The organism is Candidatus Marimicrobium litorale (genome assembly GCF_026262645.1).
Classification (GTDB): domain Bacteria; phylum Pseudomonadota; class Gammaproteobacteria; order Pseudomonadales; family Halieaceae; genus Marimicrobium; species Marimicrobium litorale.
The window spans coordinates 790,988-816,457 of record NZ_SHNO01000001.1 but is presented as its reverse complement, the minus strand read 5'-3'; the positions used below and the strand labels follow the sequence as shown (position 1 = coordinate 816,457).

Here is a 25,470-nt window from a genome sequence, read left to right as displayed (position 1 = left end):
ATACCATCCTAGCTATCAGGCATGCGCCTTACCAAACGGAATGCCCAGACCAGAACCAGCACAGAAATCAACAATGCAGCGCCCACCAGAACAAATGCTACTGCAGGCCTCCATCGCTCACCGCTCGCGAACTTACCATCCATTGCCCTGACTCGTGACTGTAAAGCTCGATACGCCGTTAGCCCTTCTCGCCCAAGATTGCCCGCCGCAATTGACTGCTGTTCAAGCGGGTCCGTCTGCATGTCGTAAAACCGGCCGTCCTCGTAATATTTCCAGCGACGATCGAAGGCGTAGCGTGCAGGACGCCCTGTTGGCCAGCGTGGGTCGTAGTGTATAAAGAGGTTTTCGCGGTTAAGCTCCGTATCGCGCTCAAACAGAGGCACAAGACTCATGCCGTCCGGTGGGGTTGACTCAGGTAGAGCCGCGCCTGCGAGGTCTGCCAGCGTAGGCAGTATATCGGCGAGGTTGACCAAACTGGTACTCACCCTGGGCGCGATTCGCCCGGGGGCCCACAAGAGGAAGGGTATGCGGGTCCCGTTATTCAGTGTCTTTCCTTTCGCACCCTGAATCTCTGCTCCCCGGTAGCGGCTGACAATGTCCTGATCGGTACCGTTATCTCCGAGAAAAATGACTACCGTATTGTCCGCCAGTCCGCTTGCTTTGACCGTGTCGATTACGTTGCCCACAAGCTTGTCCATATAGGCAATCATCGCGGCAAAAAGCTGCTGGTCGTCTGCGGTAAGCGAGCGCATATCCGGTGTATTGACAAAGGGACTGTGGGGAAGAACCATGGGGTAATAGAGGAAAAACGGCTTGGAGCGGTTCGCTTGAATAAAATCACGCGCCGCCGTGTTCAGCACGTCAGGTCCAAAGATACCGTCCCCGTACTGTCGGACATCGCCATTATGATCGATCAGCGGCGACCAGTACCTCGAACCTCGCTGTTCTGCCTTGAGTTGCCACAGAACATAGGACTCAAACCCCGCATCCGCGGGCAGTGCCCCCTCAATATCCTGAAAGCGATTATCAAACAGTTGCCATTTGCCGATAACGCCTGTCACATATCCCGCCTCACTGAGGAGATGAGCAAAGGTATTCTCACTGGCATCCAGATAGGCAAAGTGTTGATAGTTTCGGAAATTGAACTGGCCGGTCATCAGTTTCACCCTTGACGGAGTGCACAAAGGTTGTGCATGCCCGTGTTCAAGGCGCAATCCCTCGGATGCCATTTGATCAAGACGGGGCGTCTTGAAGCTTTCTCCGCCGTAAGCGCCCACCGCCTCTGCCCCGATATCATCTGCCAGAATAAGGATAATGTTGGGAGGACGCGCGGCGCTCTCAGGCGAACAAGCGCAATATAACAGTAGCAGCACTATCGATTGCAGAACTGGCCTGCTCACAACCATTTCAGAGTATCTGCATCAGATGTTCAAATGCCCGAATCAGTGTGTCGTGATACCAGGGCGCCTCGGGATCTTGCTCCGGCACCTGATACTGACGACGCAACGCCGCGAGCCGCTTTTCTAGATCGCCTGTTACGTCTTCATAGCCTGCTTGACCGTAAAGGTTTTTGAGTTCCTGTGGATCCGTTTCGAGATCAAACAGCTCCCATTCATCATTGCGGTAGTAGTGAATCAGCTTGTAACGGCCGGTGTGCACCCCATAGTGCCTTGCTACTCCGTGAAAACCGGGGTTTTCGTAAAAGTGATAATAGAGGTCTCGCTGCTGAAAATGCTCTGGCTTATTGAACACAGGCAACAAACTGACGCCATGCATCGCCTCTTCTGGCACGATACCGGCAGCATCCAGCAGTGTCGGTGCAAAATCAATATTCTGAACCATAGAGGTCGATACGCTACCGGGTTCTATGTGCCCAGGCCACTGTATCAGCAGGGGCGTACGTGACGACGCTTCATCCATCCAGCGCTTATCAAACCAACCGTTTTCGCCCAGAAAGAAACCCTGGTCGGAGGTGTAAATCACTATCGTGTTATCTTCCAGGCCGCTGCGCTCCAGATAGTCAAGCAGTCGACCAATCTCTCGATCCATGCTCTCAATCGAGCCGGTGTAAGTTTTAATGTAGCGCTGATACTTCCAGCGCAGACGCTCTTCTGGAGTCCATTCGCCTTTCTCAAACTTTTCGTTGCCATCATCGAAGGCCTGATGCCATTTGGCGGCCTGCGCGTCCGTAAGGTTTTCTGGCTGGCTCAGCTTTACATCGCGATCTGTCATGTAGTCTGCAATGGACATGCGGGCTTCACGACGCGCTTTGCTCAGCCCTGTGGTATCTCGCGTTAACGTCGACGGTTCCTCAATTTTACGGTCTTCAATCCACTGATCGAGCTCGGCGGGGCCCGGAAGCCAATCACGGTGTGGCGTTTTGTGGTTATAAACGAGGAAGAACGGTTCCGGTGATGTCGAAACGGATTGCAACCAGGCTATGGCCTTATCCGTGATCAGGTCGGCAACGTATCCGTTGGTGATTTCAACGCCGTTTTCAGACCGAAACTCGGGATTGTAGTATGTTCCCTGTTCAAAGAGATTGTGAATGACCTCCCAATGGTCGAAGCCTATCGGGTCGCTGTAAAGGTGCCACTTACCGATAACGGCCGTGTTGTAGCCGGCGTTTTGCAGGAGGTCTGGCACGGTCTGCTGTGTGCCATCAAACGCGCCAGACCACTCATTAGAGTAAAAACCGTTCGCATGGCTATGCAAACCCGTCAGCATCGTAGCCCTGCTGGGGCCACAGATCGAGTTTCCTACATAAGCCCGATCAAACCGCATCCCGTTTTTTGCAATGCGGTCTATAGAAGGGGTCTGTACAAGACTATTTCCGTATGCGCTGACCGCCCTCACCGCGTGATCATCTGACATAATGAATAGAATATTGGGACGCTCGGAGGCCTGCAAGCTAGTGGTCAGGCCGAGCAACATAAACAAGTGAGCGAGAGTGCGTAACAGCATAAGATCAGAACCAGCGATATCGCAGTTCCACACCGTAGGTCCGTTCAGCCTGGCGCGAATAAATATGGGTATAGCCATTGGGCAACAGGTTGGGGTTCGACGACTGTATGGCTAGAGCATAAAACTTGTCAGTGAGGTTTTGCACGAACAGCGTGGCTCTCCATCGATTATCGTGGTCTTTAATTATGAGGGACGCATCAAAGATGGTATAGCCATCTTCGATAGTATTTTTGTCCTGCGTAATAGAATAAAGCACATCATCCTGTGCACGCACTGCCCCCATCAGTTCGATATCGAATCCGTCATCCAGAAAGAACGTGTAGTTTGCAGCAACGTTTAATTTCCAGTCGGGCGAATACGGTAGATCTCCGCCGGACAGGTCCTGCACGCCGTCGGGGCATTCGCCGCGAAATTCTTGCCCACCACTGCATGGGCCTCCATCGTAATCGTCAATCTCTGCATTGATATATGCAGCGCCACCTGAGACTCTCAAGCTGTCGGTGACCTGAGCAAGAAAATCCAATTCCAGCCCTGCGGTAGTCACCCTGCCCGCGTTAATCAGTACAAAGCTTCCCGGATCATCATCGGGGTCACAACCCGGATTATCATCCGGGCAGTCAGGAGTCCCGTCCGAATCGATGAACGCCTGCGACTGAAAATCTTTATAGCGCGCATAAAATAGCGCTGCGTTCAGGCGGAGGCGGTCATCCCAGAGAGTTGACTTCAGACCCAATTCCCAAGCGTCGGATGTCTCGGGCTCAACGCGCTCCAGATTCTGAGGGTCTGTTCCAAATGCCACATCAAATGCCGGCCCTTTGTATCCTTGCGTATAACTGGCATAGGTCATGCCGACATCTGAAAAATCCCACTGCAGCGCAATTTTACCGGAGAGGTCGTCTTCATCGGTATCACCCGGAGTAGGCTCTACAGCAGCAGGCAAACCGATACCGAAGCCCGATTGGGTCCGCTCAAAGTTAAAAGAAAGATCGTCTTGCGTGTAACGTGCGCCGAGAATCAGCATCCAGTCATCGCTAATCGCCCACGTTGCCTCACCAAATGCGGCCCAGTTTTCCGTGTCTACTTTAAAATCAGCAACCGCTTCACCAGGGTTTCCCGGAGAGATCTCAAACTGGCGACGAAACTTTCGGCTGACGTCTTGATCGAAATAAAATACGCCAGCAACGAAAGAAACTTTATTATCTGCGGGCGACAGGAGTCGCAACTCCTGAGTGAACTGATTCTGATCGCTACCCCCGAACTGATCAAACCCGAATGCGTCGATGGGCTGGCTGTCAACATCCTGAAAACCGTTAACCTCAAACTCTCGATAAGCTGTAATCGACGTCACCGTATACTCTCCGATGCCAAGATTCGCCTCCAATGAGTGCCCCCACGACTTACCATCACTGGACGGCTGTTTATTGATATTCACATCTTTGTTTTTATCGCTGGGCACTGCGGGGGCTAACAGAGCCAAAATTGATGCGACTTCTGCCTCGTTGCCGCCATAGGGTTCAAGGGAGCGAACGGGTGCGGCAGTACAATCACAGGATCGATCGGAATAATCACTCGTCCATTTCAACTCGAGCGTCTCTGTCGGCAACCACCGCAGCTTGCCACGCGCACTCCACTCGTCATTCCCGTTGAGATCGCTGTTGTCGTAGAAATTCTGGGTAAAATTATCCTGCCATTTCCCATTAGCTGACAGGCGAAACCCAAGCTCGTCGTTCACCGGTCCTGAAACCGTTCCCCCTGCACGATACTCACCGCCGTTCAGCACACCGGTCATAATCTCGCCCTCCGCCGTGTCTGTCGGATCGCGCGTAATGACATGTACCACGCCAGCTGTGGAGTTTTTTCCAAAAAGTGTGCCCTGTGGGCCACGCAGAACCTCGACACGCTCCACGTCCAGCAGTTGCATAAAGGCCTGACCAGAGCGCCCCATGACCACGCCGTCTACCATAGTAGAAACACTTGGCTCCACAGCACTGCTAAATGACTGCGTGCCAATGCCGCGAATAGAGAAAGAGGTTTGCCGGGGGTTAAACCCCTTCTGCAGATTTAGGGACGGAACAAGAAAGGTCAGCTGCTCTGACGAGGTAATTTGGGCATTTTCTAGAGCCTGAGCACTGAGCGCAGTCACCGCCACTGAGACATCCTGCAAGCTACTCTCTCGCTTGGTTGCTGTGACCAGCACTTCCTCCAGAGCGGGAGCGCCCAGTGCCAACCCGGGCAACATGCCCGACCACAGCCACAGCCAGGCACGCTTATCGACCGTATCTATCGCGCCGGCTCCTGCTCGTGTTTTTTTCATAGCGTATTCTCTTTTATTATTCGGTAATGTGTACGGTGCCGCGCAGTCGGATATCCCTGGAGGATGAGCCCAGTCTGATATCGTAATCACCTCCACGAACACGCCAACTATTCGCTTTCGGACAGAAATAAGCAAGGTCATCACGACGTAACGTAAACCGCAACGCTTGACGCGCTCCCGCCTCAAGAGACACTTTTATAAACGCTCGGAGAGCCTGGTCGGGGCGATCGGAGCCGGCTTGCCGATCTGCGACGTACAGTTGTACCACCTCGGCACCCGCAACCTCCCCCTCATTGATCAACATCATGGTGATGACCACTGCGCTATCGGATGCCGTAGGCTCGACCACATATTCCAGGTCGTGGTAGGCAAAACGGGTATACGAAAGGCCGTGACCAAAAGGATACAGAGGCTCAATGCCGCGCTTGTCAAAGTCACGATACCCGACCATTAACTCTTCTTCATAGTGCACGGTCTCTCGACTGCCGGGAAAGGTCCTCGGAGAGGAATGGGCCGAAATATCTTCCAGTGAGCGCGGAAAAGTGACCGGCAACTTGCCAGACGGATTGCTGTCACCAAACAGCAGGCGCGCGATCGCCCTGCCACCCTCCATTCCTGCATACCAGCTCTGCAGGATTGCAGGAACATCATCAGCCCAGGGCATCGCTACAGGGCTACCACTGGTAAGTACCACGATCGTATTGGGATTTAGAGCAAGTGTTTTACGCACCAATTCATCCTGTCCCCATGGTAATGCGAGCGAGGCGCGGTCTTTTACCTCTGAATCTAGGCCCGGACGATGACTGAGCCCAAGAAAAAGGATGACAGCATCCGCTTTCGCCGGGTTGGTCACAAAAGTGAAACGCCCTTCGTTCTCCTCCTGCATCCCCCTCAACGGCGTTATTTCATCCGGTGGCCATACACCAGCGCTACCACCCCAAAGAGGCAGGCAGTTGCGTTTGTCCAGCCTGGGGCCTAGTAGTGCGATTGTGGCACTGCGGGAGCAATCCAATGGCAGCGTTTTTCTATCATTTTTCAATAACGTGGCGGACGACAACGCTAGCTCGAGTGCCAGCGCCCGATGCTCGGGTATGTTGCGTTCACCCCGCGGGGAATCCGAATCCAGATGACCGGTTAAAATCATGGCCCGCAGAAGGCCCGACAGGTTCGCATCGATATCTGCTTCCGTGAAACGCAGCTCAGCGAGGCCCTCGCGCAATTTCTTCGGTGTATACCGCGCGCCCTTACCAGGCATCTCCAGCGATAACCCACCGCGCACGCACGCTTCTGCAGACGACGTAAATCGTGCGGCAAACCAGTCGCTAACCACAAAGCCCCGAAAACCCCATTCGTCGCGCAGCCGCCTTTTGAGCAAGTCTTCGTTTTCACACGCTGGCGTGCCATTGATGCCGTTATATGCCGCCATTACCGCCCACGCGTCTCCCTCCTCCACGGCGGCACGAAAAGCAGGTAGATAAATTTCCTGCAAAGCGCGCTCGCTTACCTCTGCACTCACGCGAACCCGATTACTCTCCTGATTATTGACAGCGAAATGTTTGATGCAGGCGGCAACTCCTTGCCTTTGTATTCCTTGCACGAGAGGCACTACGAGTCGGCTGTTGAGATGAGGGTCCTCGCTGAGATATTCAAAGGTGCGTCCGCACAGGGGCGTACGCGTGATATTGATAGCGGGGCCGAGTAGGGTTCTCCCTCCCGTCGCCCGACACTCTTTGCCCAGGGCTTCACCTAATCGCGCCATCAGCACAGTATCCCAGGTAGCTGCCTGCGCTATGCCTGATGGGAAGGCCGTACACCGCTTGCCGGTAGAATGAAACCCGATGCCACGCGGCCCATCAGTCAGGCGAAAGGCTTTAATTCCTAACCGTGGAACAGGTTTTGTCTTCCAGAACCCGGCCCCGGCGCAGAGGGAGAGCTTCTCCTCCAGCGTGAGGGATGACAGCAGGTCCTCAACCCGATCCTCAAGTGGGCACTTTGAATCCCTGAATCGAAACGTCTGATTAACGGGCATTATCTAAGCCGATCACTGGCGACATGTCAGCAAAGCGTAGCGCGGCGCGGGCGTGTGCGAAATGCCCCGCTTTGCTGTATTCTTGTTTTTTTCTGCTATCTCTGCGTCTTTAAACGCGCCATAAATGGCCAAACATGACGGATTCTGCTGATATCTCAACAATCCAGCTGGCGGCTCGCGCATTTTACGCCTGGTTCCATGGTCGGCAGCCAGAGCCCGCTGGTGTGCTTGCCATCCAGGCCTTTCTTGGAACACCCATCGACACCGATGAACTAAACCGTCTGGGCGAACGGTTGCAGCAAAACCAGGCGTTTCTCGAGGCCCAGCGACCGCTGGTTGAGAAATGGCAGAGACGCATGTCCTCCCCCACAGGTATTTCCGATGAGGACGCCGCTACATTGATAGAGGAGCTTTTCAGTGGCTTTGACCACGCACTCCTCTACGAGCGAAATATCCGCGCCAGCTCAACGCTTGTCCACCGGGGTCAAGTGAATTCCGTACATGCCCGTGTAGAGGAAATGCCCTGCTGGACCCTGCATCTCAATCTTGCCGGTGGGGGTATCTTTCTGAGTGAAAACATGGAGCGCCGCACGGCGCCCGGCGACATGATGCTGATGCGTCCGGATGCGCGCTATCACTATGGACTGCACCCTCTGGAAGAGGACTGGCAGCACCTCTGGGCGCTATTTCAGCCCAGGCCCCACTGGTCGGAGCTAACCGCATGGAAAGAGTTGGACCAGGGTATTCTGCTGTTAGCGCTGCCGGAAGGTGAAGCCAGACTAAAAGTTGAGCGATTATTCCGGGAGCTGATTGATATCGGCCAGTCCGGGAGCATTGAGCAGTCCAATCTACAACACAACAAACTGGAAGAAATACTTATTCGCGCGCGAGTGGCCCTGGGAGATCAAGAGAGCAAGCCGGTGGACTCAAGGATCAGGCATGCTTGTGAGTACATGCAATCGCGTCTGGAACAAAAATTTACGCTTGAGGAAGTCGCCTCAGATTGCAATCTGTCGATATCACGCTTTGCCCATCTGTTCGCAGAACAGATGGGCCTGGGCCCCAAGGCCTGGATCAATGATATCCGCTTGCAGAAAGCCCGCAAACTGCTCTTAACCACCGACGAAAAAATCAGTCGAATCGGCAGCCTCGTTGGCTACGAGGACCCAGCTCATTTTACCCGTTATTTCAGCAAAAACATGGGCTGCAGTCCCAGACATTTTCGCCGGAGTTTCAGCAAAGACACGTAAATCAGATCAACCCTTCGTTCAATTGTCGTACCGCATAATCACAGGCACGCGCGGTGAAAGCCATGTACGTGAGTGATGGGTTGACGCAGGAAGCAGAGGTCATAAACGAGCCATCGGTAACAAACAGATTGGGAACATCGTGCGCTTGGTTCCACTTATTCAGGATGGACTTTCCAGGGTCGTCTCCCATGCGCGCTGTACCCATTTCGTGAATGCCTTCACCGGGAACGGACATCTCTTCCTGACCGGGCAAGGCTAATACGGCCCCTGCCGCACGCAGAATCCGCTGCGCCTGCTTTGTCGCATCCTTGCGTGCGTTGATCTCGTTGTCACTCCATTCAAAATCGAACGCCGCCAATGGCATACCAAAACGATCGACCTGACGCTTGCTAAGATACATCCGATTGGATTCTCTGGGTAAGCACTCGGAAAACCCCGCCAGTGCAAAAATCCACGGCCCAGGTTTACGTAGCTTGTCCTTCAAGCCGGCCCCGAAGCCCTTGGTATTAAATCCTGTTTGCCAGTCTTGTCGCAAGGTCGCGGTCTGGTAACCGTAACCACGAAGAAAATCCGCATCCTCATCCTGAGCGCCAACATTCCTGAAACGGGGTATATATAATCCTGCTGGACGGTTGCCGTGGTAATAGCTATCCATGTTGTCCAGGAATAACCCCAGACCGCTAATTCCGAGAGTGTGGTCCATCATATATTTGCCAAGCACACCGCTGCTATTAGCTAAACCATCAGGAAATGAATCACTTGCAGACTGCATCAATATTTGCGTACTACCCACCGTCGACGCGCAGAGAAAGACTATGCGCGACGAAAAAGCCATACGCTCTTTTGTTTGCGTATCAATGACATGAACGCGCGAAATTTTTCCTGAGTCCGCGTCATATTCCAATCTTTCCACAACAGAATTGGCACGCAAGGTCATGTTCCCTGTTGCAGTCGCGGCAGGAAGCGTAGAGGCTTGCGAACTAAAATAACTGCCCGTAGAGCAGCCTCGGTAACAGGGGCCGCAGTAGTGACAAGCCTTGCGACCGGGAAGGTCCTCTGTGAGGATGGAGACACGTGCACTGGTTAAGGTAATGTCTGGCGCTTTCTTTCTGAGTCGGCCATGAATGGTTTCCTCCAGCGCAAACCAGGGCATCGGCTTTTGGAATTCACTATCGGGAAGCTGAGACAGGCCCTCAGATTTACCGCTAATACCGACAAACTTTTCAACGTAGCTATACCACGGTGCTATCTCATCATAGGTGATAGGCCAGGGAATTCCGTGGCCATCGACTGCGTTGGCCCTGAAATCCTCTTCACTGAAGCGATATGTCTGGCGACCCCAGATAAGCGAACGTCCACCGACGACATCGGCTCGGGCCCAGAGGAAGGGTTTGCCTTCATCCGTCGCATAGGGGTTTTCCTTGTCATTGTTCCAAAACTGCCGGCTGGTTTCGTTAAACGAGTGCCAGACCTTGCTCTGCACGGGGTATTCCTCCTCGTACAATTCACGAGGGCGCTTGCCCTGGTAGGGCACTTTCCACGGGGGAGCGTGCTCGCCTAGATAACCAGAGCCAGCTTGCAGCGGTTTACCACGCTCGAGCACAAGCACATTTAGACCCTTCTCAGTCAACTCTTTGGCGGCCCAGCCGCCGGATATGCCGGAGCCGACGACGATGGCATCAAAATCATATTGGGTGTGTTCAAGCATGCTGTGTTACCTGTTAAAGCACTGTAAGCCAACTGCTGTCATTCTGCTTCAGAGGAATGTTGCCGTCGAAATACATAGGCATGGGATCATAACGCAATACCTGGCTACCGCCTTCTCTGGAGGTAAAGAAGCCCCAAATGGTGAGCTCCTTGAGCTGGCAGATGAAGGGCGCATCGCTAACAAAGTCACGCTGTATATTACCAAAGTCATACCAGGGAGAACCAGATGCTTCATCCTCCAGCGCCTGCATGATCTCCAGTTGTTGCTCCGGAACTAACGCGTGGAATGGACTTCCAAAGGCAAGCGGAATCCGGACTTCAATATCGGCAAGGCCGGCATTAAATATTGCCGCCTCCTCTTCATTCAACCATTGAGATGCCATGAGTTCGACAAATACTGGAACTCCCGCATCAATAGCGCCGGGTGTATCGGTGCGCGGAATGATAACCTCGACCATTGCTGCAATAATTTTTCGCTGCAGCGGGGTGAAATAATTTACTGGCGTCGTATTAAAGTCAGGCGCAGTCGCCAGATAGACCTTCTGCTCCTCATTTAGACTAAAGCCCAGCTGGGCCGCGCTGCTGCCAGAGACCAGGATGGCAGCACATTGCAAGAATTCACGTCTATTCACAACCGCTCCTCATTCGTCTGCCCGGTTCTCTCAGTCGAGAATAATTTTTTTACCCAGACAGGCACTAGCACGATGACTGCCGCAGACGCCAAGCATACCGGGACTCGATACTCGTAGGCGCCAAGAAAATAGCCCGCTGCTTTAAAGCCACTATAAGCCCAGTACAGAGCCCCGATCCCTATCACGTGATACAGCTCATAAAATAATGTGGCCGTCGCCGGTAACCCGAGATAAAAGTAAGCCGCAAGCAGAATTGCCACCAGCAGCTGCGAGCGCGACATCACCACTTCAGCTTTACTCCCAAACCACACCTGAACAACATAACACAACTGCCTCACGCCAGATGCTGGCGTATAAATTTGATACCCTCACGGTAAACCTGTTCTTCCGAGTCGAACGCATTACGCCAAACATTCGCCGCCGCTGCGAGATCGGGGTCGACGGTACCAAAAGATTCGATAACCAGCCACCCCGTATAGTCGATAGCCTTCAGTGCGCGAAAGCTTGCTATCCAGTCGACTTGGCCCGTGCCCAAAGTACCCCGGTGACTTTCACTGAGATGAACATGGTTCAGCACGGACGCACAGTTGTGCAAGGCTTGCTCTGGATCGGTATCCTCAATATTGGCATGGTGGGTGTCGTAGTGCACGCCAACATTGCTCAGGCCTACTTGTTCGACCATTCGTTTACAGTCACTGGCAGTATTGATGAGAAAGACCTCGAAGCGGTTAAGAAACTCCAGCCCAAGTCGCACGCCAACCTCCTCCCCGTATTCTCCGCAGGCACGCAGGTACTCTGCCGACCAGTTCCACTCCTCGCGAGTCGGTCCAGCACCAGTAAAGTACTTATGCGCTTGGTAAATACCACCGACAATAATATCTGCGCCAATCAATTTAGCATCATCAATGCCTTTTTTCAGACTGTCGATGGCCGCAGCTCGTACCGCCGCGTCGGGTGAAATAGGATTTACATCTTCCCCGACAAAGGCCACAGCGGTGCGTTCCAGTCCGAGATCGTCGCAGGCAGATGCCATGGTCTTTAACTGCGTTTGAGACTGTCCAACGACGGGAATTTCTACACCGTCGTATCCCGCCTGGGCCAAGCCTTCAAATACAGGAATATGATCCGGTGTTATCTGAATACCCCATAGCAACATATTCATACCAATCTTGACATCCATCAGTCGCTCCTCAGTCGGCGTTTGTATTACTGGAGGTTTTTACCTCGGCTTGTTGCCCGCCATTGCGCCGATCGAAGAGCCAGATAACGCCAAAGACCGGCAGTAGCAACAGGGGCACAATTGCTACTGACTGAAAGGACTCTACCGACGCATAGCGAATCGCTTCCTGCAGTGCGTCGGGTGCAAGTGTCGCCAGCTTATCTGCGCCGCCAGCCGCCTCCGCTTTGGCTGAGTCGAAAATACTGCCCATCATTGGCAGTACGAACTGAATCGACATACCGCCTGCAAACCCCATAAGACCCATTGCCATTGCACCGCCACGAGGGTAACGCTCCGCCACAATTGCCAGCATGGTGGGCCACATCCAGCACACCCCAAGCCCCCAGACCGTGGCGGCGGCAAATGCCAGCGATGGAGAAGACGCCATGCTTAACAGGTACAATCCGATACCCGCAGCAAGGCAGCTGACGAACATGAGGCCGACAGAGGAGATACGCGCAACAATGGGGCCGGCAAAATGGCGCCCCACAAACATGAGCGCGCTGACATAGACCAATAACAAAATACCCTGCATACCCACAATGTTGGACAGGGAAATATTCACCCACTGGCCCGGCGCGAGTTCGGCAGCTGCAGTGAGATACATGCAGCCCCAGAAAACCCAGAACATCGGTCGCCTTAAGAGCTCCAGAAACATGTCGCCATAACTCACCCCGGCGGCTACGCGCTCGGTCACAGGGAAGGTCGAGGACGCCACCAGCCACACCAGGGCCACAGCAGGCACCATCAACACCAGCATGTTGAGTTTCCAGGACAAGCCAAAGCCACTAATAGCGACGCCAAGTAATCCACCCACCACGATACCGGCTGGCCACCAAGCATGCAGAATATTCAAGCGGTGGGTTTTCTCCTCAGGGTAAAGCGCGGCCACCATCGGGTTTGATGCCGCTTCAACAGCGCCCCATCCCAACCCGGTGAGTAGCAGGCTAACCAACACGAGGGTTTCAACCGTCGCGCCCACGTCCATCATGGACGCTGCCAGCAACCCGAAAGCACCGGCAATGTATCCCAGCGCAGAGAGTAACAGCATGCGCTTCATGCCGATTAGGTCAACCAGTGCGCTGCCGAACAGTAGCGTCAGCGCAAAACCCGTAAAGGTCGCTCCCAGCGCTTCACCGAGCATCGCCGCAGAATTAGCGAGGTCGATCTTGTCATATATTTCTGCCTGTAAATTTGAGGCGATATTGGCTCGCACGGCAAACCCAAGGCCGATCATAAAGATTGACAGGTTGCCGACGTAATAAAGTCGCTTGCGGTCGATGGTGATGCCAGTCATGAATCCTACTCCCGGTTATCGTTATTGTTTAACCAATGGGCTAGCGCCATTGTGTTATGTCCGATTGATCGCACGCCAGGTATGTTATTGCCTAGCTTGCCACGTCTGCCGTGATACGAGAAGGTCATCTGTGCCAGCAGGATTAATCAAGCCCGAGTATACGCCGGTTGGTGGTTTCGTCAGCGCCTCCTCCGGCAAAATCATCAAACGCCCTGTCCGTTGTTCGGATAATGTGGTGGTTGATAAAATCCACCCCTTCGCGAGCACCGTCTTCCGGATGCTTTAGGCAACATTCCCATTCCAATACTGCCCAGCCTTGGAAACCGTACTTGGAAAACTGACTGAAAATACCGCTGAAATCTACCTGCCCATCGCCGAGGGAGCGAAAACGTCCGGCGCGGTCTACCCAGCCCTGGTAACCACCGTAAACGCCCTGGCGCCCATCGGGGTTAAACTCCGCGTCCTTGACATGAAACATCTTGATCCGCTCGTGATAGATGTCGATGAACTGCAGGTAATCCATTTGCTGTAGCAAGAAATGACTGGGGTCGTACAGAATGTGGCAGCGCGCATGATTGCCAGTGGCCTCCAAAAAGCGCTCAAACGTTATTCCGTCGTGAAGATCCTCGCCTGGGTGTATCTCGTAGCAGAGGTCAACACCGGCCTCATCAAAAGCATTGAGGATTGGCGTCCAGCGCTCGGCCAGCTCCCGGAAGCCTGTTTCAACGAGTCCCTCTGGCCGTTGTGGCCAGGGATACATGGTGTGCCACAACAGCGCACCGGAAAACGTCACGTGAGCATCAAGCCCAAGGTTCTCACTGGCGCGAGCAGCCAGCATTAACTGCTGCACGGCCCAAGCCTGTCGTGCCGCGGAGTTACCATGAACCTCCGGTGGCGCGAAGCCATCAAACTGTTCGTCGTAGGCCGGGTGCACAGCCACCAACTGCCCCTGCAGGTGGGTCGACAATTCGGTTATCTCTACACCGTTTGTTGCACATATGCCCTTCAATTCATCACAGTAATCCTTGCTCGCGGCGGCCTGTTCCAGATTAATAAGTCCAGATTCCCATGTTGGTATCTGAACACCTTTATACCCGAGGTCCCCCGCCCAGCGAGTGATATTCTCGAGCGTATCGAAGGGTGCTTCCGGAGTGGCGAACTGTGCCAGAAATATGGCGGGGCCTTTCATCTTGGACATAAGCTATTCCTCGTCATTACTGTTTGTCGAAACGGTGCCATTTCACATCACTGGCGCTGGCAGCTACCGCCAACTCAATAAACTGCATGCCACGGACCGCTTCCTCAATACCCGGGCAGTCCAGTGCCAAAGGGTCGGGCGAACCTCCCGACTCCCTTGCTTGAATCTGCTGCGCAAAAGACCTGTAAAGGTTGGCAAAGGCTTCGATATAACCCTCAGGGTGCCCCATGGGCGTGCGCGCACTCGCAGTAGCCAGTGGGCCGAGATAGCCCCCCGCGGTACGCAAGCGTTCCGCGGGGCGGTCGGGCCATTTGAGCCACAGCGTGTTGGGATCTTCCTGGCGCCACTCTAGCCCCCCGAGCTCACCGTAGACACGTACGCTGATTCCGTTCTCCTCGCCAACGCTGACCTGGCTTGCATGCAGCACACCTCGTGCGCCGTTATCGAAGCGCAGCAGCACAGCGCCATCATCATCCAGCTTTCGCCCCTCAACAAAGGCGGTGAGATCGGAGCACATCTCACTGATGTTTAGCCCGGTAACGTACTCGGCAAGATTCGCTGCATGCACGCCGATATCCCCCATGCAACTGCTGACTCCGGCCTGAGTAGGGTCGAGTCGCCAGACTGCCTGCTTGTTGTCCGTATCTTCCTGTCGGTCCGCCAGCCAGCCCTGGGGGTATTCCACCACAACTTTGCGGATGGCGCCCAGTTCACCCGCAGCAATGCGTTCGCGCGCTTCCTTGACAAGTGGATAGCCGGTATAGGTATGCGTGAGTCCATATAACAGGCCTGACTCGCGCACAAGCGCACGCAGTGCGAGCGCCTCCTGTAAATCAAAGGTGGCCGGTTTATCCGACATAACGTGAAAGCCTGCATGCAGTGCCGCGGTTGCAACAGGCGCATGTAAATGATTGGGCGTGACAATCGAGACAAACTGCATGCGCTCCTGCACCGGTAACTGTTGCTCATTATTCATCATACTCTGGTAGTCGCTGTACACTCGCTGCGGAGGCAGATGCAGGGCCGCTCCAGAGCGAGCTGAGCGTTGCGAGTCGCTACTAAACGCACCACAGACGAGTTCGATTTCACCGTCGAGCGCCGCCGCCATGCGATGAACCGCGCCAATAAACGCCCCCTCACCGCCGCCGACCATGCCCATTCTTATTTTCGCCATAGTCACACTCTCCTCAGACTGCCATTACTCACGCTCTCCGCATTTTTCCGTGCTCTTACAAATACTGATTAACAAGATTTTCATACCACTCCTGCTTACCGCTGGTGTGATTGGGCTCACCTCCCGCTACGGCCAGGTTTCGCAGAGCAAGTAGGTCAAGCTCGCCCCGTTCAAAAGCGGCGCCATCGCCGCTGTCAAAACTGCGGTAGCGCCCGGCTTTGTGCACCGGCATCGCACTACCCTCCAGCAGACGCGTGGCGACCTGCAAAGCACGGGCAAACGTATCCATGCCGCCGATATGAGCGATAAAAATATCCTCAAGGTCAACAGATTCACGTCTGACTTTGGCATCAAAGTTCAAGCCGCCTTGAGTCAGCCCTCCGTCTGCAAGCACGACCAACATCGCGTGCACAGCATCATATAGATCCGACGGAAACTGATCTGTATCCCAGCCATTCTGTGGATCGCCTCGATTAGCATCGATACTGCCTAGCAGCCCGGCGTCCGTGCACATCTGTAACTCGTGGGAAAAACTGTGTCCTGCCAGAGTTGCATGGTTAGCTTCTACATTGACCTTAAAATCACCCGCCAACCCATAGTGGCGTAAAAAACCGATCACTGTCTGTGCATCAAAATCATACTGATGCTTCGAAGGCTCCATCGGCTTTGGCTCAACCAGAAAAGTCCCGGTAAAGCCGATCCCGCGCGCGTAATCTCTGGCAGTCTCTAAAAAACGCGCGAGGTGATCCAGCTCACGTTGTGTCTCTGTATTTAACAAACTGGAGTAGCCTTCTCGGCCACCCCAGAATACGTAGTTTTCGCCGCCCAAAGCAACCGTGGCATCAAGAGCCGCCTTCACTTGAGCTGCCGCATGGGTTACTACGGCAAAATCTGGATTGGTCGCTGCGCCGTTCATATAACGCGGGTGCCCGAACAGGTTAGCGGTACCCCACAATAGCTTCATGCCCGTCGCTTCCTGTCGTTCACGGGCCAGCTCGACCATAGTGGATAACAGGGCTTCTGACTCAGCGACAGTGTTTCCTTCTGGAGCCATATCGCGATCGTGAAAACAGTAGTAAGGAACACCCAATTTAGTAAAAAACTCAAAGGCGGCGTCCATACGCGCCCTTGCCGCATCAACGGGATCAGCGGGCGCATCCCAAGGGAAGACCTGCGTGTCGACGCCGAATGGATCAGCCCCTCCGCCACAAAATGTATGCCAATAACAGACAGCAAAACGCAAGTGCTGCTCCATGGTCTTGTGGCCGACCATGCGCTTCGCTTCATAACACTTGAACGCCATCGGGTTATCAGATTCCTGGCCCTCGTAAGGAATGCGTCCGATTCCGCGAAAATATTCCTTATCGCCTATAAACAATTGTCGTGTCATGAGTCCAGTTCCTTTCGCGTTACGTGTACAACTGCAGAGCCACCTCTGCGTGGCGGCGATAGCTGTCGTAGTGCTCGTTATACGCTACCGTTCGTTGTGGGGATGGCAGACAACAGCGGGACTCGTCCACGCTCAGCTGCGCATCGAGCAGATCGACTAAACCGTCCCCGCTGTCTACCCAGGCGGCTTGCAGCGCAGCCCCCAGTGCAGCACCTTCATCGCAGGTCTGCACGGTGACCGGCAAATTAAAGACATCTGCTACCATTTGACGCCAGACTGCACTGATCGACCCTCCCCCCGTCAGGCGCAGACTGTCGACGCGACAATGATTTCGACTAAAGGCATCGAGCCCGGAGCGCAAACCGTATACCGCGCTCTCCATCGCCGATCGAAGCAGGTTGCCCGCAGAGTAATTGGTGTCGTCCAGACCCAGCACACAACCTTTACCGCGGGGTAAATCAGGGGTGCGCTCTCCGTTGAAGAACGGCAAAGTGACGACACCCTCAGCGCCGACCGGGGCCGCGGCGACCGCCTCCTCCATTTCCTCCAGCGACAGGTTTAGCGCGTTGCGCGTTAACTCGGTGGCAACGGTGCAGTTCATGGTGCACAGGAGGGGCAGCCAATCACCGGTGGAAGAACAAAAGGCGGCAATATCGCCCGCGCTGTCAATCACTGCCTGCTGCGCGGAGGAAAATAGCGTAGCAGATGTGCCGAGACTCACGGTCATACGCCCGGCAACTACCGTTCCAGTGCCGATCGCAGCCATCATATTGTCTCCGCCGCCACTGCTCACCGAAACATCAGCAGGCAGCCCAAGTCGCTCGGCAACCGAATTACGCAGCCGACCGATGGGCGACTCCGCGCCGACAAGCGGAGGCATGACCTCAGCGAGAGCTCTCTCAGAGTCGACCGCTTGCAACATTTTTGAATGCCATTCCCGTTTGCGGATATCGAGTAAACCGGTTCCAGAGGCGTCGCCATATTCCATAACCCGCTCACCGGTGAGCCAAAAATTAATGTAGTCGTGAGGCAGTAATACCGTAGCGAGAGCATCATAAGCCGCGGGGCGATGTTGCTTAAGCCAGCGAATCTTGGAGGCGGTGTAGCCCGGCAAAATCGCGTTTCCCACTGACTTGATGCAACGCTCACGCCCGCCAAAGGCGTGAGTAATCTCCCCACATTGTTGCTCGGTTGTCGTATCGCACCACAGTTTTACCGGCGCCAATACCTGATCTGCACTGCCAAGCGGCACTAGTCCGTGTTGTTGACCAGACACACCAACGCCTCGAATCGCTTTTCTGCCCGCCTCTGGTAGCCGCGAAACACAGGCCTCCAGCGCTACTATCCACCAACTCGCTTCCTGCTCTCGGGTGCCATCGCGGTCACTGCGCAGCGGCAGGGGTTCGGATGAGGTCGCGTGCACTGTGGCTCGGTCAAGATCATAGAGCAACGCCTTGACACTTTGAGTGCCGATATCGATTCCGAGGTACACGCCTAGTGACCTACTCGGAAAAAGGCGGTCACTGTTGGCAGAGCAGCACTGGTCATAGGTTCTCGTGCAAACGCCTGCATCTCCGTTGTTGTTTGTTTTTGGCAGTAACCCCGCCACCGAGTTGATTGACGATGCTTTGCGCAAATCATGCGCAGATCGCTTGGCGACTCCTTCCCCAACGATAATCCGCCCCACACCGGCGGAAGTCTTGAATATTTTGGCCTATAATTTGTATAAAATCAGCGTGAGCGATAATAAATGTCAAAACTGGTCTTTTCTTCCCTCGCCGGGGCGGAGCAAAGTTTCGCCGTTCTCGATCTTATTCCTGACACTCATGCTTGGCTCAAGGACAACCATGGACGATTTGTCTACGGCAACCGCTTATTCTATGAGCGTTTTGGTTTTCGCTCTCTGCAAGGCTTGCTGGGTAAGTGCGACTACGATATCGCACCGCGGCACCTCGCCGAAAAATATGTCAGCGACGATAGCCATGTACTTGAAGGGGGCATCGTATCAAACCGGCTAGAGCTCATTCTTGCTGCGGGTGGCAGCGGCGACTGGTTTCTCACGTCCAAGTGGCCTGTGCACGACCCGCAGAACGACATCCTTGGCACCTTTGGCCTCAGTCGTCACCTCAATCGAACCGAGAGCAATACCACGCCATTTCAAGAATTACGCGCGCCGGTCGACTACATCAGTCGCCACTTTAACCACCCTATCACCGTAAAGTCTCTTGCCAGTGCCTGCAATATATCTGTGAGCGCGCTGGAGCGACGGTTTCGCAAGCATCTTGGCAAGACGCCTCGGCAATACATCAACGAGGTGCGCCTCGACAATGTCCGACAACTGCTGCGGGAAACAGACAAGGCTATCGGGGTAATCGCACAGGAAATCGGATTTGCGGATCACAGCCACATGACCCGCGCATACAAAAAAAACTTTGGCATAACGCCAAAAGAAGAGCGAGGTTAAAAAAAACCAGGTTTACGCGAGCCGAACCCGCCGTCATAGGCGTCAGGCGCCGTAGGCCACACCCAGCGCAGCTACAAAGTCATCGAGGCTTTCCGCAGGTAAATCGTTAATGCCCGCTGCCCCCGCACGCCCACCACCGGTTGGAAACTGCATACACAAGTCTGCGGCGCCCTGTTTATTTGTCATGGGAGCACGGACGCTGACTAAATAGTTGCCGTTTTCTTTCACGGTGAGCACCGCGTGCGCACGGTCCGGATTATCCGTAGCAAGGTCATTGCTATAGACACCGCTGACACGGCGCGCCCACGCCTCATTGGGGAGCACAAAAACAGCCACATGCTGATCCACCCTCATCGGCTTGAGCGAGGCCGCCGCGGCCATGTCCGATGTGTATCCCTCCCCCAGCTTACGGAAATCTGGCGAATTAACGACAAAATCCAACGGGCCATCGGCCGCAAAAAGATTCAAATAAAGTGCTTTTGGATCGTAGTGAAGATCCTCAATGGCTGGGCCATAACCGTTGTAATTTATATAGGTGCCCAGATCTTCTAGCGAGGCGAGATCGGCACTGGAGATATCCAGATCCTTCGCCAGTGCTCTGGCTGTATCTTTCAAATTGTCGCCGAATGCGCCTGTCACGGCCCAATCAAGGTGCGCGCCCTTCAGGTAATCATTTACCAGTGCCGCTGTGCAGACATCGGGGGCTTCATTAATGATAGCGGTGAGATTTTTATTGGTGGGAATATCGCCGGGCTTATGGTGGTCAACATAAAAAACCGATGCGCCAGCAGACAACACAGTTTCCAGGCCCACCTTGTTCTTGTCCATCGAAACATCCAGCACAGTAACACGATCTCCTGCGCCGGCCTCGATCTTGGCTAGAAGATTGATGTCACGTTTCACGCCGGTCACCAGTTCCGACTCGAGCGCCTCAAACTTGCGCAACTGCAGCAACGCGCAAATGCCGTCTGCATCACCATTAAACAGATCGTAATTCATAGCAATCCCATTGAGCACGGCACCCGCGAGCGGGTGCCGTTAAAAAGTTTTATTGATCGAGGGACTGGTAATAGTCCGATAGAATTTTCGCTACTTCGGGACGCGAAAATTCTGGCGGAGGTGCTTCGCCACGACCCAGTATTTCACGAACGGCTGTGCCGGATAATAATACGAAGTCTTCCTTATCGTGATCCGGCGCATCTTTCATCATCACCACTTTGTTAAGCTTCTTGCTGTAAGCCGTGTGATCAGCGCGATATATCTCCAGTTCAAGCGCGCCTTCCGGGACCTCTTCATCAAAGATAGTTTGCGCATCGAACCCACCGTAGTAATCCCCTACCCCTGCATGGTCACGCCCCACAATCAGGTGGGTGCAACCGCAGTTCTGACGGAACACAGCATGCAGCACCGCTTCACGCGGACCTGCATACAGCATATCGAAGCCATAGCCTGTTACCATCACCGTGTTTGGCGGGAAGTACACGTCTACCATCTTCCGAATAGATGCATCGCGCACATCTGCGGGAATATCGCCAGGCTTAAGCTTGCCCAACAACATGTGAATCAGCACACCGTCAGCATTCAAGTCGTTCAGCGCCATCCTGCACAGCTCCTCGTGAGCTCTGTGCATCGGGTTTCTAGTCTGGAAAGCAACCACTTTCTCCCAGCCATGCTTGGCGATCTCGTCACGGATTTCCACGGCGGTGCGGAATGTATCGGGAAACTCAGTTTGGAAATAGGAATAGTTCAATACTTCGATAGGGCCGGACACCAAGGTCCGCCCCATTCCCAGAAAGGTAGCAACACCGGGGTGATCAGGATCGAGCGTGCGAAAGATTTTTTCCGCCATGAAGCTCATCTGTTCATCACTGACTTCCTCTACTGCCTCAACGTTCATCACTGCCAGAACAGGATTCCCCTCGACATTAGGGTCTTTTAAGGCGATCCGACTCCCGGCTTCTACGCCCGTCTCGGTTGTGAGATTAATAACAGGTACTGGGAAAAACAGACCATCAGTGGTCTTAAGCGTCTCCGCGACGCTCAGTGCATCCGCAAGATTCATGTAGCCAGTCAACGGATTAAAATAACCACCACCCAACATTACAGCGTTAGCTGCCGCCGCAGAACTAATTAGCAGGGAGGGCAGAGATTCTGCTTCAGCGAGCAAGGCGTGGCGTTTATCTTTGTCATGCACAAATAACGGATTGAGCGTGTCTGAGCCATGAGGCTTAATCATTCGGATTCTCCTGTCTATTCGCTAATTATGCCGCGTTCACGCAGCACGTTGAGAATTTCATCTACTTCTTCCTTGAGAGACTGCTTGTCTGAGTGCAGGTGGATCTCCGGCTTGAAGGGCTCCTCGTAGGGATCATCAATGCCCGTGAAGTTCTTGATCTCGCCGGCGCGCGCTTTTTTATAGAGACCTTTGGGGTCTCGGGCCTCAGCCGCCTCCAGCGAGCAATCGACAAATACCTCGATAAAGTCCATGCCGGCATCTTCGTGCAGCGCCCGCACCTGATCACGGTCCGCCTTGTACGGACTGATAAAACTGCTTAAGGCAATTACGCCGCTGTCCACAAACAGCTTCGCCACCTCGCCAATTCGGCGAATATTCTCGGTGCGATCCTCGGCGGAAAAGCCGAGATTCTTGTTAATACCCATGCGCACATTGTCACCGTCAAGGCGGTAGGACAGTACACCCATCTCGATAAGGGTGCCTTCCAATTCAACTGCCACTGTGCTTTTTCCACTGCCAGACAGCCCGGTAAACCACAGAGTGGCACCCTTGTGTCCCAGCAGCTTGCTGCGATGCTCGCGGGTAATATCCCCTTCATGCCAGTGCACGTTTGTTGCTTTCTGTTCCGCCATGTCCCTGCTCTCCTTTCCGTTCCATTTGGTATTTCTGGGCAACCGCGTCTGAAGCGCACGCTGATTATCAGGCGGACAGGGTACGGAGATATTCTCCCCATGTAAAACAGGATATTATGGACGCCTCTGCCGGTTTTTCCGGTAGGAAGAGCAAACTCACCGGGCAAACGGGGAAGTTGATGAAATTTACACTGCGACAGCTGCAGATTTTTCTGGCGGTAGCGAAGCACCAGAATATCTCAAGGGCAGCCCAGAGCTTGCATATGTCTCAGTCGGCAGCCAGTGAGGCTCTTCTGAATCTCGAGCATACCTACCAGGTGAGTTTGTTTGACCGGGTAAGCAACAAGCTGGCCTTAAATGCGATCGGTCAGACACTCCGCCGGGAAGCGGAGTATCTGCTGACACATTGCCAGAGCTTCGAAGAGTTGCTGTTGGACCATACCGACGTGGGCCACTTGAAGGTGGGTGCCAGTTTTACCATAGGGAACCACCTTGCGACGCGTTACCTTGCAGGGTACCTGGCCCACTACCCCGAGGCCGATGTGGCCCTGCATATTGCAAATACACCCGACGTAGTCGCCCAGGTGCTCAATTTTGATGTGGATATCGGCATGATCGAGGGAGAGGTCCATCACCGGGATCTGGAACTGATTCCCTGGCGCGAGGACGAGTTAATCGTGTTCTGTGCCGCGGACCATCCGTTGGCAAAGAAGAAAAGTCTGACCAATAAGGATATCAGGGAAGCGCCCTGGATACTGCGGGAGCCTGATTCGGGTGCACGACAAACATTTGATCGCGCGCTCGCCGGCTTGCTCCCCAGCATTAATATTTATCTGGAGCTAAAACACAATGAGGCGATCAAGAACGCAGTGGAATCAGGGCTCGGCATAGGCTGCCTTTCACAGATTGTATTACAAAAAAACTTTGCCAATGGCGACCTTGTCCCGCTCACCCTGCCCCGACGTAATATGCGGCGTCGCTTCTATTTTGCGCAGCCGCGCAAGCGGTATCTCTTGGACCCGGTCGAGTACTGGATGAAAACCTGCCGTGAGATGGATCGGGACGATCAGTAACTCCGCGGGCTCGATCCGCGCTGCCAGAGTTTCAGGAATGCGCGCTCAGCGGCGCCTTCAGCAGCGACCCCGAGCTTTTCCTGCCAGTTTTTCTTGTGACGAAAACACACCTCAAAGACATCCCAGTCTTCCAGGCGTGATTGCACCAGAGCGTCGCTAGTGAGTATCTCATCAACAAGGCCCTCGTCGAGTGCGGTCTGGCCATACCAGACCTCGCCCGTGGCAACCTTGGCTATATCAAGAGTCGGGCGATTAGCACTGACAAATGCCTTGAACAGCTCATGAGTCTCTTCGAGATCCTCAAGAAATTTCGTCCGCCCGGTGTCTGTATTTTCGCCAAACATGGTCAGCGTCCGCTTGTATTGGCCCGCTGTTAACGTTTCAAAATCAATGTCGTTTTTCTTCAAGAGACGGTGAAAATTAGGCAACTGCGCGACGACACCAATAGAGCCAACCACAGCGAAGGGGGCGGCAACAATCCGATCTGCCACGCAAGCCATCATGTACCCGCCACTCGCCGCGACTTTATCTACGGCGATAGTAAGGGGTACGTCGGCAGCTCGGATACGCTGCAGCTGACTCGCTGCCAGGCCATATCCATGCACCAAGCCACCCGGACTCTCCACGCGTACCAGTATCTCGTCACCGGGCTCGATACGCGGCAGAACCGAGGATATCTCCTCGCGCAGACTCTCGACAGCACTGGCCTTGATGTCGCCGACAAAATCAAGCACAAAGAGACGATTGCGTTGCTCCTGTGGGTCATCCTCGACGGATTTTCGCTTTTTCGCGGCTTTGGCTTTCGCCTTCTCGAGCTTTTTCTCAGCCTTTTTCCGCTCTTTCAGAGTGTGCGGGTCCTCGATAACTTCTCGAATAATCTCACCGTATTGTTGGTATTTTTCGTTCAGTTTTCGTACCTCGATATAACCCTCATTCTGATCTGCCCTCTGTCGCGCACCGATAGCGACCACTGCGGAGACCAGAATAACAACGGCGGCAACGAGGGTTACAGCCTGGGCCAAAAAAATGCCGTACTCATAGATAAATTCCAACGCTTGCTCCAAATTGTTTAGCTGATCGATTGAACGTAATGCTGTATGAGTTGACCCGATATCGATGCGGACGGGGGTATCATCGGTAATTCATTGTGTTTAAACCACTGTGCATCGACAATCTCATGAGTGTCACACTCGATGTCTCCGCCGGCGTAATCCGCAAAGAAACCCAGCATCAACTGGCTTGGAAAAGGCCATGACTGAGAATTGAAGTAACGCAGGTTGTCGATTTCTATGCCTACTTCCTCGCGCACCTCCCGTCGCAGAGTATCCTCCGCTGTCTCCCCCGCCTCTATAAAACCGGCCAACGTGCTGTAAAGCGGTTGAGGAAAGTTAGCATTGCGCGCCAATAACAGCTCATCTCCGCGGGTAACAAGCACAATGACACAAGGTGATATTCGCGGATAGTTTATGACAGCACATGGGCTACAGCGCATCGCGCGCTCTTGCAGGTCAATGGTCATTGGCTGCCCACAACGACCGCAAAACTGATGATCGCGCTCCCAGTCCAACAACTGCGACGCCCGTCCTGCCAATGCAAATAACTGTTCATCTACGCGGCCCAGAATATGATAGAGACTACCCTTCTGGTATTGCAACGGATCAAGCTGATCGCCAGCGTCGATCTCCAGCACATAACACGGTTCATTTCCCCAGTAACCCAGAAAGTGACGACGGCGCTCCGTCCAGCCATCCCGCACAAACTGCTCACCCGTAATAAGGCAGGCTGCATGGGATCGCATGTCGCTAATCAACTGCCCACCCTGAAAAATCACCAGCAATTCGGTATCACTGTTGGCTGGGGGCGCATTGTGGAGTCTGAACATCTAATCTCC

At 54.0% G+C, this 25,470-nt stretch carries 21 protein-coding genes; 3 read left to right on the top strand and 18 right to left on the bottom strand.

Annotated elements, in window-relative coordinates:
* Positions 1 to 8: 8 nt before the first annotated feature.
* The 4 genes from EYC82_RS03760 to EYC82_RS03745 are packed head-to-tail and all read right to left on the bottom strand — an operon-like array spanning position 9 to position 7,307.
* Entirely contained in the window at positions 9 to 1,400 is a 1,392-nt protein-coding gene (locus EYC82_RS03760) for a sulfatase family protein (protein WP_279248214.1), read from the bottom strand.
* Between the two features lie 7 nt (positions 1,401 to 1,407).
* Positions 1,408 to 2,964, bottom strand: a complete 1,557-nt coding sequence (locus tag EYC82_RS03755; RefSeq protein ID WP_279248213.1) for a sulfatase family protein — start codon at positions 2,962 to 2,964, stop codon at positions 1,408 to 1,410.
* 4 nt (positions 2,965 to 2,968) lie between these two features.
* Complete coding sequence (locus EYC82_RS03750; protein WP_279248212.1) at positions 2,969 to 5,278, bottom strand: TonB-dependent receptor; 2,310 nt, start codon at positions 5,276 to 5,278, stop codon at positions 2,969 to 2,971.
* Between the two features lie 16 nt (positions 5,279 to 5,294).
* Positions 5,295 to 7,307 carry a beta-glucosidase gene (locus tag EYC82_RS03745; RefSeq protein ID WP_279248211.1) on the bottom strand — a complete coding sequence of 671 codons (2,013 nt, stop codon included), beginning with the start codon at positions 7,305 to 7,307 and terminating at the stop codon, positions 5,295 to 5,297.
* A gap of 134 nt (positions 7,308 to 7,441) precedes the next feature.
* On the opposite strand from EYC82_RS03745, the gene EYC82_RS03740 reads away from it, so the two are divergent.
* Positions 7,442 to 8,557 carry a helix-turn-helix domain-containing protein gene (locus EYC82_RS03740; RefSeq protein WP_279248210.1) on the top strand — a complete coding sequence of 372 codons (1,116 nt, stop codon included), beginning with the start codon at positions 7,442 to 7,444 and terminating at the stop codon, positions 8,555 to 8,557.
* Position 8,558: 1 nt separating this feature from the next.
* Here the strand turns inward: EYC82_RS03740 and EYC82_RS03735 are convergent, their stop codons facing one another.
* The 9 genes from EYC82_RS03735 to xylB all read right to left on the bottom strand — a co-directional run bounded on the left by EYC82_RS03735 (position 8,559) and on the right by xylB (position 18,666).
* On the bottom strand, positions 8,559 to 10,265 hold the full coding sequence (locus EYC82_RS03735) for a GMC family oxidoreductase (RefSeq protein ID WP_279248209.1): 1,707 nt from the start codon (positions 10,263 to 10,265) through the stop codon (positions 8,559 to 8,561).
* A gap of 13 nt (positions 10,266 to 10,278) precedes the next feature.
* The gene (locus tag EYC82_RS03730) at positions 10,279 to 10,896 is read right to left on the bottom strand and encodes a gluconate 2-dehydrogenase subunit 3 family protein (protein ID WP_279248208.1); all 618 of its coding nucleotides are present in this window, start codon (positions 10,894 to 10,896) and stop codon (positions 10,279 to 10,281) included.
* Positions 10,893 to 11,177 carry a hypothetical protein gene (locus tag EYC82_RS03725; RefSeq protein ID WP_279248207.1) on the bottom strand — a complete coding sequence of 95 codons (285 nt, stop codon included), beginning with the start codon at positions 11,175 to 11,177 and terminating at the stop codon, positions 10,893 to 10,895. Before EYC82_RS03725 ends, EYC82_RS03730 begins: the two co-directional genes overlap by 4 nt.
* Positions 11,178 to 11,230: 53 nt before the next feature.
* On the bottom strand, positions 11,231 to 12,076 hold the full coding sequence (locus tag EYC82_RS03720; RefSeq protein WP_279248206.1) for a sugar phosphate isomerase/epimerase family protein: 846 nt from the start codon (positions 12,074 to 12,076) through the stop codon (positions 11,231 to 11,233).
* 10 nt (positions 12,077 to 12,086) lie between these two features.
* Positions 12,087 to 13,412 (bottom strand): MFS transporter, encoded by a 1,326-nt coding sequence (locus EYC82_RS03715; RefSeq protein ID WP_279248205.1) that lies wholly within the window; start codon positions 13,410 to 13,412, stop codon positions 12,087 to 12,089.
* 142 nt (positions 13,413 to 13,554) lie between these two features.
* On the bottom strand, positions 13,555 to 14,610 hold the full coding sequence (locus tag EYC82_RS03710; protein WP_279248204.1) for a sugar phosphate isomerase/epimerase family protein: 1,056 nt from the start codon (positions 14,608 to 14,610) through the stop codon (positions 13,555 to 13,557).
* 16 nt (positions 14,611 to 14,626) lie between these two features.
* Positions 14,627 to 15,784 (bottom strand): Gfo/Idh/MocA family protein, encoded by a 1,158-nt coding sequence (locus tag EYC82_RS03705; protein WP_279248203.1) that lies wholly within the window; start codon positions 15,782 to 15,784, stop codon positions 14,627 to 14,629.
* A 55-nt stretch (positions 15,785 to 15,839) separates the two neighbouring features.
* A complete protein-coding gene (gene xylA, locus EYC82_RS03700) occupies positions 15,840 to 17,174 on the bottom strand; it encodes a xylose isomerase (protein WP_279248202.1) in 1,335 nt (444 codons plus the stop codon).
* Positions 17,175 to 17,193: 19 nt separating this feature from the next.
* The gene (xylB, locus tag EYC82_RS03695; RefSeq protein WP_279248201.1) at positions 17,194 to 18,666 is read right to left on the bottom strand and encodes a xylulokinase; all 1,473 of its coding nucleotides are present in this window, start codon (positions 18,664 to 18,666) and stop codon (positions 17,194 to 17,196) included.
* Positions 18,667 to 18,924: 258 nt separating this feature from the next.
* Here xylB and EYC82_RS03690 point away from each other — a divergent pair, with 258 nt between their 5' ends.
* Positions 18,925 to 19,638, top strand: a complete 714-nt coding sequence (locus EYC82_RS03690) for a helix-turn-helix transcriptional regulator (RefSeq protein ID WP_279248200.1) — start codon at positions 18,925 to 18,927, stop codon at positions 19,636 to 19,638.
* Between the two features lie 42 nt (positions 19,639 to 19,680).
* On the opposite strand, the gene EYC82_RS03685 is transcribed toward EYC82_RS03690, so the two are convergent.
* From EYC82_RS03685 to cysC, 3 genes are read right to left on the bottom strand one after another with little or no spacing between them, the layout of a single operon-like run.
* On the bottom strand, positions 19,681 to 20,637 hold the full coding sequence (locus EYC82_RS03685; RefSeq protein ID WP_279248199.1) for a DHH family phosphoesterase: 957 nt from the start codon (positions 20,635 to 20,637) through the stop codon (positions 19,681 to 19,683).
* 49 nt (positions 20,638 to 20,686) lie between these two features.
* Positions 20,687 to 21,874: a sulfate adenylyltransferase gene (gene sat / locus EYC82_RS03680; protein WP_279248198.1), complete on the bottom strand. Its 1,188-nt coding sequence runs from the start codon at positions 21,872 to 21,874 to the stop codon at positions 20,687 to 20,689.
* Between the two features lie 14 nt (positions 21,875 to 21,888).
* Complete coding sequence (gene cysC / locus EYC82_RS03675; protein WP_279248197.1) at positions 21,889 to 22,506, bottom strand: adenylyl-sulfate kinase; 618 nt, start codon at positions 22,504 to 22,506, stop codon at positions 21,889 to 21,891.
* Positions 22,507 to 22,685: 179 nt separating this feature from the next.
* Between cysC and EYC82_RS03670 the strand changes: the two genes are divergently transcribed.
* Entirely contained in the window at positions 22,686 to 23,579 is an 894-nt protein-coding gene (locus EYC82_RS03670; RefSeq protein WP_279248196.1) for a LysR substrate-binding domain-containing protein, read from the top strand.
* On the opposite strand, the gene sohB is transcribed toward EYC82_RS03670, so the two are convergent.
* On the bottom strand, positions 23,573 to 24,631 hold the full coding sequence (gene sohB / locus EYC82_RS03665) for a protease SohB (RefSeq protein ID WP_279248195.1): 1,059 nt from the start codon (positions 24,629 to 24,631) through the stop codon (positions 23,573 to 23,575). The two genes, EYC82_RS03670 and sohB, sit on opposite strands and share 7 nt — an antisense overlap.
* 17 nt (positions 24,632 to 24,648) lie before the next feature.
* Complete coding sequence (nudC, locus tag EYC82_RS03660) at positions 24,649 to 25,461, bottom strand: NAD(+) diphosphatase (RefSeq protein WP_279248194.1); 813 nt, start codon at positions 25,459 to 25,461, stop codon at positions 24,649 to 24,651.
* Positions 25,462 to 25,470: the final 9 nt, after the last annotated feature.